This window comes from Tunturiibacter psychrotolerans (genome assembly GCF_051013365.1).
Classification (GTDB): Bacteria; Acidobacteriota; Terriglobia; order Terriglobales; family Acidobacteriaceae; genus Edaphobacter; species Edaphobacter psychrotolerans_A.
The window spans coordinates 3,952,731-3,966,760 of the sequence record NZ_CP132941.1; the positions used below are offsets into that span (position 1 = coordinate 3,952,731).

Annotated in this window: 12 protein-coding genes; 4 read left to right on the forward strand and 8 right to left on the reverse strand. The window is 58.8% G+C overall.

Translation table 11 applies throughout. The features are described from left to right. Positions 1-40: 40 nt before the first annotated feature. Complete coding sequence (locus RBB76_RS16575) at positions 41-2,020, reverse strand: winged helix-turn-helix domain-containing tetratricopeptide repeat protein (protein ID WP_429629704.1); 1,980 nt, start codon at positions 2,018-2,020, stop codon at positions 41-43. 359 nt (positions 2,021-2,379) lie between these two features. Between RBB76_RS16575 and RBB76_RS16580 the strand changes: the two genes are divergently transcribed. After that, a complete protein-coding gene (locus RBB76_RS16580; protein ID WP_429629703.1) occupies positions 2,380-2,985 on the forward strand; it encodes a hypothetical protein in 606 nt (201 codons plus the stop codon). An 82-nt stretch (positions 2,986-3,067) separates the two neighbouring features. On the opposite strand, the gene RBB76_RS16585 is transcribed toward RBB76_RS16580, so the two are convergent. The 4 genes from RBB76_RS16585 to RBB76_RS16600 form a co-directional block, all read right to left on the reverse strand. Further along, positions 3,068-3,805, reverse strand: a complete 738-nt coding sequence (locus tag RBB76_RS16585; RefSeq protein ID WP_429629702.1) for a hypothetical protein — start codon at positions 3,803-3,805, stop codon at positions 3,068-3,070. Positions 3,806-3,876: 71 nt separating this feature from the next. Then, complete coding sequence (polX, locus tag RBB76_RS16590; RefSeq protein ID WP_429629701.1) at positions 3,877-5,634, reverse strand: DNA polymerase/3'-5' exonuclease PolX; 1,758 nt, start codon at positions 5,632-5,634, stop codon at positions 3,877-3,879. A 152-nt stretch (positions 5,635-5,786) separates the two neighbouring features. Beyond that, on the reverse strand, positions 5,787-6,014 hold the full coding sequence (locus tag RBB76_RS16595; RefSeq protein ID WP_429629700.1) for a cold-shock protein: 228 nt from the start codon (positions 6,012-6,014) through the stop codon (positions 5,787-5,789). Positions 6,015-6,301: 287 nt separating this feature from the next. Then, the gene (locus RBB76_RS16600; protein WP_429629699.1) at positions 6,302-6,940 is read right to left on the reverse strand and encodes an NUDIX hydrolase; all 639 of its coding nucleotides are present in this window, start codon (positions 6,938-6,940) and stop codon (positions 6,302-6,304) included. A 119-nt stretch (positions 6,941-7,059) separates the two neighbouring features. On the opposite strand from RBB76_RS16600, the gene bshC reads away from it, so the two are divergent. After that, positions 7,060-8,712, forward strand: a complete 1,653-nt coding sequence (gene bshC / locus RBB76_RS16605) for a bacillithiol biosynthesis cysteine-adding enzyme BshC (RefSeq protein WP_429629698.1) — start codon at positions 7,060-7,062, stop codon at positions 8,710-8,712. 47 nt (positions 8,713-8,759) lie between these two features. Further along, positions 8,760-9,068, forward strand: coding sequence for a hypothetical protein (locus tag RBB76_RS16610; protein WP_353066830.1), 309 nt, complete (start codon positions 8,760-8,762; stop codon positions 9,066-9,068). 40 nt (positions 9,069-9,108) lie between these two features. Here the strand turns inward: RBB76_RS16610 and RBB76_RS16615 are convergent, their stop codons facing one another. Beyond that, positions 9,109-10,029 carry an acid phosphatase gene (locus RBB76_RS16615; protein ID WP_429629697.1) on the reverse strand — a complete coding sequence of 307 codons (921 nt, stop codon included), beginning with the start codon at positions 10,027-10,029 and terminating at the stop codon, positions 9,109-9,111. A 175-nt stretch (positions 10,030-10,204) separates the two neighbouring features. Between RBB76_RS16615 and RBB76_RS16620 the strand changes: the two genes are divergently transcribed. Then, the gene (locus tag RBB76_RS16620) at positions 10,205-12,022 is read left to right on the forward strand and encodes an ABC-F family ATP-binding cassette domain-containing protein (RefSeq protein ID WP_429629696.1); all 1,818 of its coding nucleotides are present in this window, start codon (positions 10,205-10,207) and stop codon (positions 12,020-12,022) included. Positions 12,023-12,160: 138 nt separating this feature from the next. On the opposite strand, the gene RBB76_RS16625 is transcribed toward RBB76_RS16620, so the two are convergent. Next, positions 12,161-13,564, reverse strand: a complete 1,404-nt coding sequence (locus tag RBB76_RS16625) for an amidohydrolase family protein (protein WP_429629695.1) — start codon at positions 13,562-13,564, stop codon at positions 12,161-12,163. A gap of 30 nt (positions 13,565-13,594) precedes the next feature. Beyond that, entirely contained in the window at positions 13,595-14,011 is a 417-nt protein-coding gene (locus RBB76_RS16630) for a DUF6582 domain-containing protein (protein ID WP_429629694.1), read from the reverse strand. Between the last annotated feature and the right edge of the window lie 19 nt (positions 14,012-14,030).

Here is a 14,030-nt window from a genome sequence, read left to right on the forward strand (position 1 = left end):
GGCCTCGGTGAAAAGCCGGGGCTTTGCTGCGTTGGGGCGGTCAGTATTTTGGCGGGAGTCCGGTTGCTTTGATGATGGCGCGATAGCGCTCGTCGGAGTGGAGGAAGTCGTAGGCGGGGTCGTTCTGGACCCAGAGGAGGTCGGGGGCATGTTGTTGTCGCGCCTCCTCTAACGAGGCGAGCGTCTCATCGCGGCGGCCGAGCTGGGCGTATTGAAGGGCAAACTGCATAGGCGAGACGTATTGTGTTGCGGACTGCTTTTTGAAGTTGGCCACCTGTCGCAGGAGGAGAGCCTGATAGCCGCCCTTCTCATACGTAAGCCGGATGTTCTCGGCCTCCTCTTTGTTGCCTGACAACAGCATGCCTGTCTCCCACTCCTTTGCCGCCTGCTTTAGATCGCCTTTGCGGCGGTAGGCTTCGCAGAGCATCCAGTGAAGCATGGCGTCCTGAGGCGTCCCTTCCAATCTTGAACGAACGTCGTCGATTGCGGCGTCGTATTGTCGCGAGAAGTTCAAGGCTAGAGCCATGCCAAAGGGTCGCTCAAACGGATCGAGTTCCATCGCTTTTTTTTCCGATTCGATGGCTTCGCTATTGCGGCCGAATGCGTTTAACACCTTTGCGCGGAAGTGATAGGGCTCGGCAAAGTCGGGATTGAGTTCAATCGCGCGTTCGATCTCCTGCTCCGCCTGCGGCCAATTCCAATCAAAGAACATGGATGCGCCAAGTGCGAGGTGAGCCCAGGGAAGCGAGGGATCGAGTTCGACTGCTTTTTTGGCTGCTTCGCTTGCCTTCGGATTGGCAACTCTTGGGTCGAGATCGTAGAAGGTGCCTTGACCGTAGTAGGTGGCAAGGCCAGCCCAGCCGGGTGCGTAGTCCGGTTGCAGTTCGATTGCTCTTCGGAAGTATTTGCCTGCTGCTTCGTTGTCGCCCTGAAACCAGATATAGCGCCCGCGGAGGTAGGCGTCGTGGGCTTCAGGATTTACATATCGAGCGGAAGCGGGTTGAAGAGTGGCGCCGCCTAGCCGTTTTGCGATTGCTTGTGCGGCTTCATTCGGGAGCGTGACGACGTCGTTGGCGTTGCGATCGTAACTCTCGGCCCAGAGGTGCGTGTCGGTGGGGGCCTGGATGAGTTGGATGGTCATGTGGACGTTGTCGCCTGAGCGCGAAATCGAGCCTTCGAGGATGCCGTCGACGCCAAGTTCGCGGGCTATCTCGGGGAGGGGTCGGTGGGCGCCCTTGTATTGCATGACGGAGGTGCGGGAGACAATGCGGAGGGTCGAGTTTTTGGCGAGCATGGTGGTGAGCTCGTCGGTCATGCCGTCGGCGAAGTAGTTCTGAGCTGGATCGCCGGATAGGTTGTCGAGGGGGAGAACAGCGAGGGAGGTGATTTTGGGCGCTGTGGGATGAAGACGGTTTCGCAGGATGCGTGCGCCGAGAGTGACTGCAAGGATGAGAAGAACCAGGACGGCTGATCCCAGGAGCCAGACGAGAACACGTGAGTTGCGAAAAGGGGGCGGTTGGTCTTTGCTGGGAGATGCTGGAGGCTGTGGCGGGGGGTCTTCGTTGGGGGTTGGGAGATCCTGTATGGCGACTGCGCCGGCTGGCGGCGGGGGTGGGTTGATGTCGCCGACCCTTCGGTTCCTGCTCGATGAGGATTGGTCGCTTTGTTGTGCGGTCGAGGTGACGGCTTCGACGGGGACTTCGATGATGGATCCGATCAATCGGTAGCCCTTGCCGGTGACGGTCTGGACAAAGCGGGATTGGACGGGATCGTCGTTCAGGATCTCGCGTATTTTGCGGATGGCGGTGTTGATTCCGTGTTCAGTGTCGACGAAGACTTCGCGACCCCATAGATGTTCGGCGATCTCGGTTCGAGTGACGAGGTTGCCGTTTCTGGTTGCTAAAAGGACGAGTAACTCCATCGGCTTGCGTTCCAGCTTGAGACTGCGCCCGGCCCGGTACAGTTCGAAGCGGTCGCAATCCAGTTTGAAATCACCGAATTTGTAGACCGAGACGGCCAAGGGAGGTCACTCCTTGTGGTGGGAGTATAGCAGCGCCGGATGTTAAGGTGCTCCATCCTGTTCGATTGCAAGGACTTGTTTCTTCACCTCAGCTTTACCTCGACTTTACCTCCTCTGTATTGTGTCGAACTGCGCTGCAGAGTATCTCGTTGGCAAGCGGTTTCTACGAGCGATGAACTGAGTTGCGGGCTCGAATGTTCGGAGTCAGCTCCCGGCCTAGGAGCGAACAGGGTGCGATGAAGTCAGTCGTTCCGAGAGTCGCTTCTTCACTGAATGTTTGCTATCTCTGCCTCGCAGTGGATGCAGTGGTGGTTTAGCCGAAACACAACTGGCACTGCCAGAGAAAAAGGAGAAGGACAATGAATCGAATTATGAAGAAGACGCAGACAGGGATCGCGCGTCAGAGGGCGTTTGGGAGCCGGTTTTCTCGTGGCGTGTTCGCATTGGTTGCAATCGCGGGGTTCATGCTGGCCACAACAGTTGCGAACGCGTGTCCCAATCTGTCGGGCTCGGGCTACAGCGGCCCGATCAAACTGCCGATATTGGCGCAGGCGGGACACGAACAATCAGACAGCGTTTACAGCGACTCCATTGTGGGACTGTGGCAGGTCGTCTACACGCCGGTCGCCTCCAGCACTCCGATCACCGTGTCGTTCAAGGAGTGGCACAGCGATGGAACGGAGTTTGAAAACATATGGCTGGCGCCCGTTGGAGGAGATATCTGCTTTGGAGCGTGGAAGACGATCGCTCCGCGAACTGTGCACACTCACCACATTGGCTGGATCTTCGCCACACCCGGAGCAACAGCAACCAACTACTTCATCCAGGACGAAACCGACACAGTGTCCCGTGACGGCAAAACCTACACCGGAAACTACAAAATGCAAGTGTATAGTCTCGCGGGTGTTAAAGAGGGCCCGGAGACGGATGGGACAATTGCCGCGACACGTATCACTGCCGATTGACGGGCTGTAGTGAACTAAGTGCAAAAGATGGGCCTGGAAGAGATCACTTCCGGGCCTGCTTATTTCGATAACGCGAAGATCTTTAGTCGTTGCGGATGTCGAGCGAGCCCATGCCTACGTTGATCTCGAGTGAGCCTGCGCCTGTGCCTGGATAAACTTTTGTGGCGGTGAAGTGGCCGTCGGAGCCGCCGGGGCGGTGGTCGTGGAGGGTGCCGAGGCCTACGTTGACTTTCAGGTTGGCATAGCTCTTGTCCTTATCGAGGAGGAGCTGCATGTGGCCCATGCCGACGTTGAATTCTCGATGGCCTGCACTGCCGGTGGCGTTGAAGTCGAGGTCGCCGTAGCCGAGGTTGATCTCGTTGTCGGAGTTCTGCCCCATTGGCATGGTGACGGTTACTGACGCCTGGGCAGCCTTGGGGAAGTTGAGTTGGATGACGCCCTTGTCGGGCTGGACGCGGATGGTCTGGATGTAGTTGGCGATGTTGTAGCTGGCTAATTCGGAGTTCAGCACGATGGTGAGTTTGATCTGTTTGGCGTCGGGCTCGATATTTATTCGCAGGTTCGCGCGGCAGACGTGGAGCTTGAGCTTTGCGTTTGAGTCAAATGGGCGTGTGAGTTCGAGGCGATGCGGTTGGAGGATGTCGCCGGGGATGCTGGTGTAGTCGTGCGTGGTGATGGGTTTGTCGGAGTCGGTGCAGTCCATGGATTCGGATTGGGAGTTCTGGCTGGACTGGGATTTTTGGGCGGACTGGGCGGCGTGCGAGGTGATGGTGGCGGCAAGAATCAGCGCGAGGGTGGTGTAGCTGAGGGATTTGCGCACTTGAGCCTCCTGTCGCTCCAAGGATTCGATTGAGGTTAGATACGGTGGGAGAGTGGGTTGGTTTCCTGGGTTCAGGGTTTGGGGCGGAGTTGCTTGAGGAGCGCTTCGGCGGTGGGTTGGGTGTTGAGGATGTCGGCGGGAGTAAGCCAGGCGCGACGAAGTTGGGTGATGCCGTAACGCATCTGGTCGAGTTCTTCGGTGGCGTGGGCGTCGGTGTTGATGACGATTTTGCAGCCGTGTTGTTTGGCGAGGCGGAGGTGGAGATCGTTGAGGTCGGCGCGTGCGGGGCTGGCGTTGTGCTCGACAGCTACGCCTAGTTTGGCGGCTTGTTTGAGGATGACGTCTACGTTGACGGCGTAGGGTTCGCGGCCGAGTACCTTGCGGCCTGTGGGATGGCCGAGGATGCGGACGTGTGGGTTTTCTAGGGCGCGGAGGACGCGGGCGGTCATCTCTTCGGCGGGTTGGTTGAAGTGGGAGTGGACGCTGGCTACGACGATGTCCATTTGCGCAAGGGTGGAGTCGTCGAGGTCGAGGGCGCCGTCGGCGAGGATGTCGACTTCGATGCCGGGGAGGATGCGGATCTTTCCTTTCAGCTCCTGCTGGAGTTCGGCGTCGACTTCGCGGATGCGCTTGATGTGTGCGAGGGCGCGGGCGTCGTCGAGGCCATTGGTCATGGCGAGGTTTTTGCTGTGGTCGGTGATGGCGATGTAGGAGAGGCCGCGGGCGAGGGCGGCTTCGGCCATCTGGCGGATGGTGTCGCGGCCGTCCGTGGCTTCGGTGTGCATGTGGAGGTCGCCGCGAATGTCGGCTAGCGTGATGAGTTGCGGGAGTGTGTGGTTTGCGGCGGCCTCGAGTTCGCCGCCGTTTTCGCGGAGCTCGGGTGGGATGTAGTCGAGGTCGAGGGCGTTGTAGATTTCGGCTTCGCTGGCGGCGGCTACGATGACGTTGTCTTCGAGGCGGAGGAGGGCGTATTCGCTGAGGGTGAGACCGCGTTTGATGGCGCGCTGGCGGAGGGCTACGTTGTGCATCTTGCTACCGGTGAAGTATTGGAGGGCTGCTCCGTAGCTGGCGCGGGGAAGGAGGCGGACGTCGACCTGGAGGTTGTTGCGGAGGGTGAAGGAGACTTTGTTCTGGCCTTTGGCGATGAGCTTGTCGATGAGGGGGAGGGACGCGACGTGCTCGACTGCGGCGCTGACGACGTCGGGTTCGCATGCGGGGCCGGTGGCGAGGAGGTCGAGGTCGCCGACGGTCTCGCGGCCGCGGCGGAGGGAGCCGGCGGGGATGATCTCGTCGATGCCGGGGAAGGCTCGGATGAGAGCAATGATGGTGTCGGCGTGTTGCTGGGCTTTGTCGATGCGGAAGCGGCTGGAGTTCTTGCGATGGTCTTCGATGCCTTTGAGGAGCTTGGTGACGAACTTTTCGCCCATGCGGGGGAGCTTGGTGAGGTGGCCGGCCTTGGCGGCGGCTTCAAGGCCGTCTATGTCGCAGACCTGGCAGGAGGACCAGACGAGAGCTACGGTTTTGGGGCCCATGCCGGGGAGACGGAGGAGTTCGAGCATGGTGGGTTTGTATTTTTGGAGGAGCTCTTCGCGGAGGGGCATGGTGCCGGTGGTGAGGAGAGCCTGGATGTTTGCGAGCATGCCTTTGCCGATGCCGGCGATGGCGAGGAGCTGCTTAGGGTCGTCGGCGATGGTGGCGAGCTGGGTGGTTTGCTGCTCGACTGCCTCGGCGGCGCGGCGGTAAGAGCGGATGCGGAACGGGTCGGCGGAGTCGATCTCGAGGAGGGAGGCGGTTTCGTCGAGGAGGCGGGCGATCGAGATATTGTCCATAGCGAAGCTTCAGAGGCCTTTGCGGCCACTGAGTCAGTATGCAACAAATTAATCTGCAACATGCGAGGGGAGTGGGGCTGGGGGTGCCGAGCAGGGCTGGTCGTCAAGCCACTGCCGCGATCTTGGAAGGTCGGATCGTGTCTCTAAAATCTCTACTGAGTCTGATTCGCTTCTTTGAGGCGCGCCACCTGGTCGGCCTGGGGACCCTTGCTTCCCTGAATGATGTCGAACTCCACTTCATCGCCTTCTTTGAGGCTCTTGTAGCCCTCGCGCTGGATGGAACTGTAATGGACGAAGACATCGGCCCCACCGTCGCGGCCCAGGAAACCGTAGCCTTTTGCGTTGTTGAACCACTTAACCGTACCTTTGTATTGTGCCACTTTAGCGACTCCCTTTTCTTGCGTCTTCTCACGAATGGTGCACCGGGAAGTGAAAGCGTTTCAGCGGTTGCGCCACTGGATGTGTGACGCAAACACCGCTGTGGGAGTTTTCTGGAAGAGGCGACGACAGTCTGGTTATTTGTGGATATGCGTGGGTTGCTTGCGAGCATCTTTGTTGCGCAGCAGACGTTGCAGCGGGCGGCATCTTCAGGCGGACTTTTGCAGCAGGACTAAAAACCGCTTCGCTCTGAACGCGTTACCTCGCTGCGCGTTACTTAGGTGCCCGCTTAGAGATGACCGGAGCGACGAGCCGAGTCGTAGAGCATGAGGCCGATGAGGGTTTTGCCGTCGTGGATCTTGTTGGCCGCGATGAGGGCGAGGGCTTCGGAGAGGGGGAGGCGGAAAACCTCGATGTTTTCGTCGGGCTCGGGCGTGGCAGTCCCTTCGCGGAGATCGCGGGCTAGGTAGATCTGCATCCACTCACCGAGGAAGCCGGGGCTGGCGAAGTATTTGGTGAGGAGGGTCCAACGTTTGGCGCGGTATCCGGTCTCTTCGATCATCTCGCGTTTGGCGGCGGCAAGGGTGGCTTCGTTGGCGTCGACGCGTCCGGCGGGGAGTTCGATGAGGAACTGGCCGGCGGCATGGCGGTATTGGCGGATAAGGATGATGTCGGGGTCGGCGGGGTTCTTTGACTCGTCGACGGCGAGGATGACGACGGAGCCGTTGTGGCGGATGACGTCGCGGGTGTTGACGAAGCCGCCGGGCTCTTCGAGCTTATCGGTGAAGACAGAAAAGACTTTGCCCTTGTAGGAGAGTTTCGAGGCGATGAGTTTGGGCTTGGCGAACTTCGAGGTCGGTTTGATGGTGGTTTTTGGGGCCTGGGTCTGGAGGGCGCTGGGTTTGATCTGCTTTCTTTTTGCGGCCATGAGGCTAAAGTATCATCCTGCATCTAGACTTGGGTGAAGGGCATCCAACCGAATGCGCGGAAAATTTGTGTCATCTGGTTGAGGGTCGTCGCTGTTGAAGAGATTGAGGATAGGTCTGCATGAACGTTGAGTGTTATCCGATCACGGTGTTGCCGCATGTATCGCGACTGTATAGCGATTATCTTGCGATGGCGGAGAGCGCGGGCGATTCGGCAGTGAGGAAGTGGTTTGGGGCGGAGCCGTTTGCCGGGAAGTGGGTCGGAAGAGGCAAGCCGGTGAAGGATGCCGAAGCGCTGGCGGATCTGTTGGAAAAGCAGGCGGTTGAGTTTGGCGCGGGGGACGCGGTCAAGGCGAATATTGCGAAGCTGAGGGCTGGGGCAAGGGCGGTGGTGACGGGGCAGCAGGTGATGCTGTTTGGTGGGCCGCTGTTGACGATCCTGAAGGCTGCGTCGGCGGTGGCGCGGGCGAAGGAGGCGACCAAGGCTACCGGTGTTGAACATGTGCCGGTGTTCTGGATGGCGACGGAGGATCATGATCTGGAAGAGGTGGACCAGGTTTCGCTACTGACGAAGACGTCGGTGGAGAAGTTGTCGATGGGTTTGAAGTTTCCTCATCATGCTGTTCCTGCCGGTGGCGTGGTGCTTGAGGGCCATATCGATGGACTGTTGGAGCAGGCGAGTGAGTTGCTGGGGTATGCGCCTGTCTGTGATTTGCTTCGTGAGTGTTATGGGTCTCAGCCTGGGAACGATCACGGGCCTACTTTGGGGAGTGCCTTCGGACGGTTGATGACACGGCTGTTTGAAGAGCAGGGACTGATTGTGATGGATGCCGCAGGGCGGGATTTTCATGCTCTTGGCGCAGATACGCTTCGGTATGCGATCGAACATGCAGCTGAACTTGAAGAGGCTTTGCTGAAGCGTACGAAGGAACTCGAGGCTGCTGGATATCACGCTCAGGTCCTGGTGAATGCCGGAGCTTCGCTTCTGTTTCTTTTGAGTGATCCGCAAGGAGTCGGAGTGTGGGATCGTGAGGCGTTGCGACGGAGCCCGGATGGTGTGTGGAAGGCTGGAGGACGGAGTTATTCGACGGCGGAGCTGATTGCGATTCTGGAGACGGCACCGGAGAGATTGAGTCCGAATGCGCTGCTGCGGCCGGTGTTTCAGGATACGTTACTGCCGACTGCAGCCTATATTGGTGGGCCGGCTGAGATTGCTTACTTTGCGCAGAGTGCGGTTTTGTATGAGGCGATCTTCGGAATGGGCCGGATCACTCCGGTGTTGCCCAGACTGAGTGCGACGTTGCTCGAGCCGGCGGTTGCAACCGTGATGGATAAGGACGAGGTGCAACTGCCGGATGCGATGACGACGGCGGAGGCGCTGGCTCAGAGGCTGGGGGCGCGTGCGATGCCGATTGAAGGGAAGCGCAAGCTGGCGGCGGTAGGGAATGCAATGGAGACGGAGTTGAGTGCGCTGACGGATTATCTGGGTGGGATGGATGCGTCGCTGGGGCGGGCGGCGGAGGTGTCGGGTTCGAAGATGCGGTATCAGATGAGTCGGCTGCGGCGGATGGCGGCTACGTTTGAGTTGCAGAAGGAGGCCAGTCTGCGGAAGCATGCAGAGGCGGTCGTGCTGAATGTTTTTCCGGGGGAGCATCCGCAGGAGCGTGTGATTGCAGGGGTTTGGTTTGTTGCGCGGTATGGGGATAGTTTGGTGGAGAAGCTGGTTGGGGTGGCGGAGAATCAGTGTCCGGGGCATGTGGTGGTGCGGCTGTAGCGGATGGTTTAGCCTCACGCTTTAGAATGGGTGGGTGAGGTGTTGCAATGGGATTGAGCGATCAGCCGTTTGAAGTGATGTGTCCGGATTGTGGGGGGATGTTGAAGGTGGATCCGGTGACACGGTCGGTGATTGCGCATAAGTCTGCTCCGAAGAAGAAGATGTTTGAGGACTTTGGCGAGGCAGCGAAGGCGTTGCGCGAGGCGGATGCGCGGAGGGATTCGATCTTTCAGCAGAGCGTGGATGCGCAGAAGAACAAAGATGATGTGATGGCGAAGAAGTTTGCGGAGGCGGTGAAGAAGGCGAAGGAGACTCCGCTAACGGATCGGCCGCTGCGGGATTTCGATTTGGACTAGTTGTTACGCCAGTGCGGTGTGGATAGCGGTCGTGTCGATATCAATGTACGGTTGGCTTTGTTTCTGTCGCGGGCGGAGTTGCGAGAGAAGCGGCTTCGGCGGCACAGTCACGAGAGGGTTTTAATTCTTTAGCGCGAGCGATTTCGTAGTCTGCTTTGGCTGCGTCGAGGTCAGCGAGGAAGGCAGGGTCTGCGTGCAGTCTCGCGACTGTGCTTGCGCCCATGATTCTGCCCTCGTTGACGTCACTTTGCCAGTGCACGTTGCAGACTAGCCGACTGTCTCCGAACGAACGTCCGCGCGCGAGGATTGCATCGGTCTGTCCAGGGGCGATCTCGGTGAGAATGAGGGCCCAGGCCCATCCGATGGTGGTGTGTCCTGATGGGTAGGAGCCATCTTTTCTGAGGAACGCTTCGTCGTTTGGAGAGCAGGTCGGATGATTATTTTCCATAAATGGACGGGGTCGGTTGTAGTGATTCTTGGCGGCGTAGGTAGAGAGAGCAGCGTCGGTGAAGGATCGCCGGAGCAGCATGTAGAGGTGTGGCGTTTCGGTGTCGTTGATCGGAATGCCCATGGCGCAGGAAAAAGTTTCGGCTGCGTGGGGGAACGATAGGTTCGCATCGCTGGTTGCCTGCTGCCAACGCGGAGAGCCTTGCAGGGCCAGGTTGGCTTTGCTGACAGCCTCGTCCAGCGCATAGACGGCGGTGCCTGGCGTGGGAGCGGGGGGAACCAAAGCCAAACTATTTGGCAACGCCGGGGGCGGCAAGTATCCGGCGAGGATGCCGGGCATAAGCTCCGGAACCGAGATCAGTCCATAGGATTTTGTTTGCGAACTAGCCGAGGGTGCCGTGGCGACTGAGGCAGGAACTCCCGTCGGAACGGGGCCCGCACTCTGCGCTGTGGACTGAATCGTAGAGGTTACGCAGGATGAAATCATCAACGTCGCAAAGAGAGTGATCTTCAAGGGCAGCCTCCAACTAACGCAATCATCATAAGGTACTTGGACATGGTGTGTGAGCGATTGCTTGCGTCTTTTTCATCTGCGAATGACTTTGGAGAGCGATCCTGGCTAATCCGACTCAATGTCGATTGCGCTCGTGCGATTAGGAATGGCGAGGGGTAAAAGGTAAACTGAAGGAATGCCACCAATCGTAAATGCGCAGGGTTTGACTAAGGCCTTTGGCGCGACGCCTTTGTTTCGTGAGATCAGCTTTACTGTGAGTGATGGAGATCGTATTGGCCTGATTGGGCCTAATGGCGCGGGGAAATCTACGCTGCTGAAGGTGTTGGCGGGTGATGAAGATGCTGATGCCGGCGATGTTGCGGTGCGGAAGCGGGCGCGGGTGGGGTATGTGCAGCAGGAGTCGGTGTTTGCGCCTGGGGTTACGGTGCGCGAGGTGCTGGAGGCGGCGCTGGTGCGCGCGAAGGTGGCTGAGGGGGAGCATGAGGGACGGCTGCGGGAGACGAGTGGTCGGACGGGCTTTCCGAGTCTGGATGCGGAGGCTGCGAGGCTGAGCGGAGGGTGGAGGAAGCGGCTGGCGATTGCGGAGGCAGTGGTGACGCATCCGGATGTGCTGCTGCTGGATGAGCCGACGAACCATCTGGATTTAGCCGGGATTGCGTGGCTGGAGGAGCTGCTGAATGAGGGTAGTTTTGCTTGTGTGCTTATCAGCCATGATCGTTATTTTCTTGAGAATGTTGCGACAGAGATAGTGGAGCTGAACCGCGTATATGCCGAAGGGCTGCTGCGTGTGAAGGGGACTTACTCGAAGTTTATCGAGGGCAAGCAGGCGTATATGGAGGCGCAGAGCAAGCTGCAGGATGCGCTGAAGAATCGCGTGAAGATTGAGGTGGACTGGCTGCGGCGGGGGCCCAAGGCAAGGAGCACGAAGGCGAAGGCGCGGATCGATAATGCGCAGGATTTGATTGGGCAGTTGAAGGAGGTCAACTCGCGAGTGCAGACGTCGAGCGCGGGGATTGATTTTTCGGCGACGGATCGGCAGACGAAGCGGTTGGTGGAGTTGGAGGATGTTTCGGTTGTGCTGGGGGACCGGAAGATTGTTGAGGGGTTGAATTTTCTGGTGACTTCGGGGATGCGCGTGGGGTTGGTGGGGCCGAATGGGAGCGGGAAGACTACACTGCTGCGGCTGTTGACTGGGGAGTTGGAGCCTTCGAAGGGGACGATCAAGAAGGCGGCTTCGCTGAAAATTGTCTACTTCAGCCAGATGCGAGAGCTGGAGGAGGGTGTGACGCTGCGGCGGGCGCTGGCTCCGGATTCGGATTCGGTGGTGTATCAGGGCAGGGTGGTGCATGTGGCTAGTTATGCGACGAAGTTTCTCTTTACGAGTGAGCAGCTGAATCAGCCGGTGGAGCGGTTGAGCGGGGGAGAGCGGGCTCGGGTGCTGATTGCGAAGCTGATGTTGGAGCCAGCGGATTTGCTGCTGCTCGATGAGCCGACGAATGATCTGGATATTGCGACGCTGGAGATTCTTGAAGAGAGTTTGCTCGAGTACACCGGGGCGTTGGTATTAGTGACCCATGATCGTTACATGTTGGATCGGGTGTCGACGATTGTGCTGGGGCTGGATGGGCGGGGTGGTTCGGAGATGTTCGCGGATTACTCGCAGTGGGAGCAGTGGCGGGGCGTGAAGGTGGAAGAGGCGATTGCTCCGGGGGCTACCGGCGTTGCGGTCTCTCCTGCTGCTGCGGTTTCGAATGGGGCTTCGGGTGGGAAGAAGAAACTTTCGTATCTCGAGGCGCGGGAGTATGCGGGGATCGAGGCTGCGGTGGAGGCGGCTGAGGATCGTTTGCAGAAGGCGCGAGAGATGATCGAAGATCCGACGGTGGCGGTGGATGCTGTGAAGCTGACTGCGGCGCTGGCGGAGATGGAGGAGGCGCAGTCGGCGGCGGATGAACTGTATGCGCGGTGGGCTGAGTTGACGGAGAAGGTTGGGTAGGAACTTCGCGATTGCGAATATAGGTGGTAAGCGAAAGAGAGCGGTCGGGCTTTCGCGCGGGACCACATCTCAAAATCGAGAGATGGGGCACCCGGCTTTAGGTGATCTTCGCGGGAGAGAGATCTCTTCTCTCCCCTATTAGTGTTGGGCGAGGACTCGGCGGTCGGATTCGGACTGGACTTTGTCGAGGTCGTGATGGAGGAGCTGATTGTGCTCGACCACTAACTCGCCGCCGACGTAGACGCTGTCGATGTCGCGCTCCGATGCGATGAGGACGAGGTTCGCGTAGGGGTCTTCCAGCGAGACGCCGAGACGTTTTGGATTGATGAGGAGAAAGTCGGCGAACTTACCGGGTTCGAGTGAGCCTAGCTTATCTTTCACGTTGAGGACGTCGGCGGAGCCCATGGTGTGTAGCCAGAGGACCTGGTAGGGACTCATGACGGTGGCGTCTTCGTACTTGTCGTGAATGGCGTAGAGGCCGGTGCGCATGTTTTCGAAGGGGTCGGCGAGGTCGGCGCTGGCTTCGCCATCGACGCCCATGCCAACGCGAATGCCCATCTTGAGGTACTTCGGAATATCTGCGGTGCCGGAGGCGAGGCGTCCGTTTGAGAGAGGGTTCCAGGACATGGAGGCGCCAGCTTTGGCGGTCTGCTCAAGGATGTCGTCGTCTACGTGGATGAAGTGGCCGAAGATGAGTTGGTTGTTGAGCAGACCGCTGTCCACCATCCAGCGAAACTTTGAGCGTTGCTCGCCCTGGTCGTCGGGCGCTTCGATGTAGTGGGTTTGATTGCCCAGATGAAACTCTTTCATCATGGCTGCTTCCATGACCGCCTGTTGGTAGGTGTTGTTGAAGGCGGTCATGCCGCTGATCATGACGCCGAGAAAGTGCGAGTTGGGTGGTTGAGCGGCAGTCCAGTCGAGAAAGGTTTTGAGGCGCGCGCGTCCTTGCTCGACGGTGATGGTAGGAGATACGGGGTCGGGACCGTAGCTGTGAACGAAGCGGATGCCGGACTCTTCGGCGCCGCGGAATTGAGCCTCTTCGAATTGATTATTCAGGTCGGCGGTTTTGGCTCGTCCGCCGTAGGTGAAGTTGTAGGCAGTGGTGACGCCGTGTTCGAGGTGGTCGAGCGAGCCGAGGAGAGCGAACCAGTACATGTCTTCGGGCGACGCGAGGGCGGCGTGTTTGCCGTAGAGGTCGTCGATCCAGCCGGGGAGGGTTTTGTCGGCGGCGAGGCCGCGGTAGGCTGCCTGCCAGAGATGGCTGTGCGCGGAGATGAAACCGGGAATCATGTAGTCGCCGTGTGCGTCGACGATCTTGTCGGCGTGGAGATTGGCGGACGGTTCGCCGGCGGCTACGGCGAGGATTGTGCCGTCGGGCGAGATGGAGAGATAACCGTTGATGGGTTCGCGCTGGTTGCTGGCCATAGTCATGATGCGCGCGTTGCGGATGATGAGCTTGGGATTCGCGGCGAAGGCGGGATAGCTGATGATCGCGAGCAGGACGAGTGTCCGGCAAGTGAGTTTTGGAAGATGACAGGCCATGGTTGTGTTTAGCGTGGATGGCTTGTCGAGTCAATTGGAAAGTGTGTAATGGAGAAGGGTAGCTCGCCGGATGTCCGCATCTCGAAATATAGATAGGGCATCCGGCTGTAGCTTCGAAGGCTGCTTATCGAGCTTGAGGTCAGGCTGACTTTTTGTGTTTCGGGTTGGCGGTGGGGGCTTTTTGCCAAGATCATGCCAGTCTGTTTCGGTCATTTCGACACCGTAGTGTTTTGCCGCCGCTTTGATATTGGCGAAGGCCTGTTCGCGCTCGTGATCGGAGACATCCTTGACCTGGTCGAAGCGGGCAATGGCGTTGCGGACGTGAGAGGCGTTGTTGAGAGGCTCTTTGCGCTTTTCTGGAAAGGCGTAGACGGAGGCCGGAAGATCGTTGCGCTCCTTAGCGTCGAGGGCTTTGTTGTCCTCGTGGTGTTTCCATGTTGCTTTCATTATTGTCCTCCAGGTGTGC

What these genes read in the sequence shown, in the direction of transcription:
- RBB76_RS16580 (WP_429629703.1), top strand. Translation starts at nt 2,380, where the DNA reads ATGAATCGAATTATGAAGAAGACGCAGACAGGGATCGCGCGTCAGAGG.
- polX (WP_429629701.1), bottom strand. Translation starts at nt 5,634, where the DNA reads ATGGACAATATCTCGATCGCCCGCCTCCTCGACGAAACCGCCTCCCTC.
- RBB76_RS16600 (WP_429629699.1), bottom strand. Translation starts at nt 6,940, where the DNA reads ATGGCCGCAAAAAGAAAGCAGATCAAACCCAGCGCCCTCCAGACCCAG.
- bshC (WP_429629698.1), top strand. Translation starts at nt 7,060, where the DNA reads ATGAACGTTGAGTGTTATCCGATCACGGTGTTGCCGCATGTATCGCGA.
- RBB76_RS16610 (WP_353066830.1), top strand. Translation starts at nt 8,760, where the DNA reads ATGGGATTGAGCGATCAGCCGTTTGAAGTGATGTGTCCGGATTGTGGG.
- RBB76_RS16620 (WP_429629696.1), top strand. Translation starts at nt 10,205, where the DNA reads ATGCCACCAATCGTAAATGCGCAGGGTTTGACTAAGGCCTTTGGCGCG.
- RBB76_RS16625 (WP_429629695.1), bottom strand. Translation starts at nt 13,564, where the DNA reads ATGGCCTGTCATCTTCCAAAACTCACTTGCCGGACACTCGTCCTGCTC.
- RBB76_RS16630 (WP_429629694.1), bottom strand. Translation starts at nt 14,011, where the DNA reads ATGAAAGCAACATGGAAACACCACGAGGACAACAAAGCCCTCGACGCT.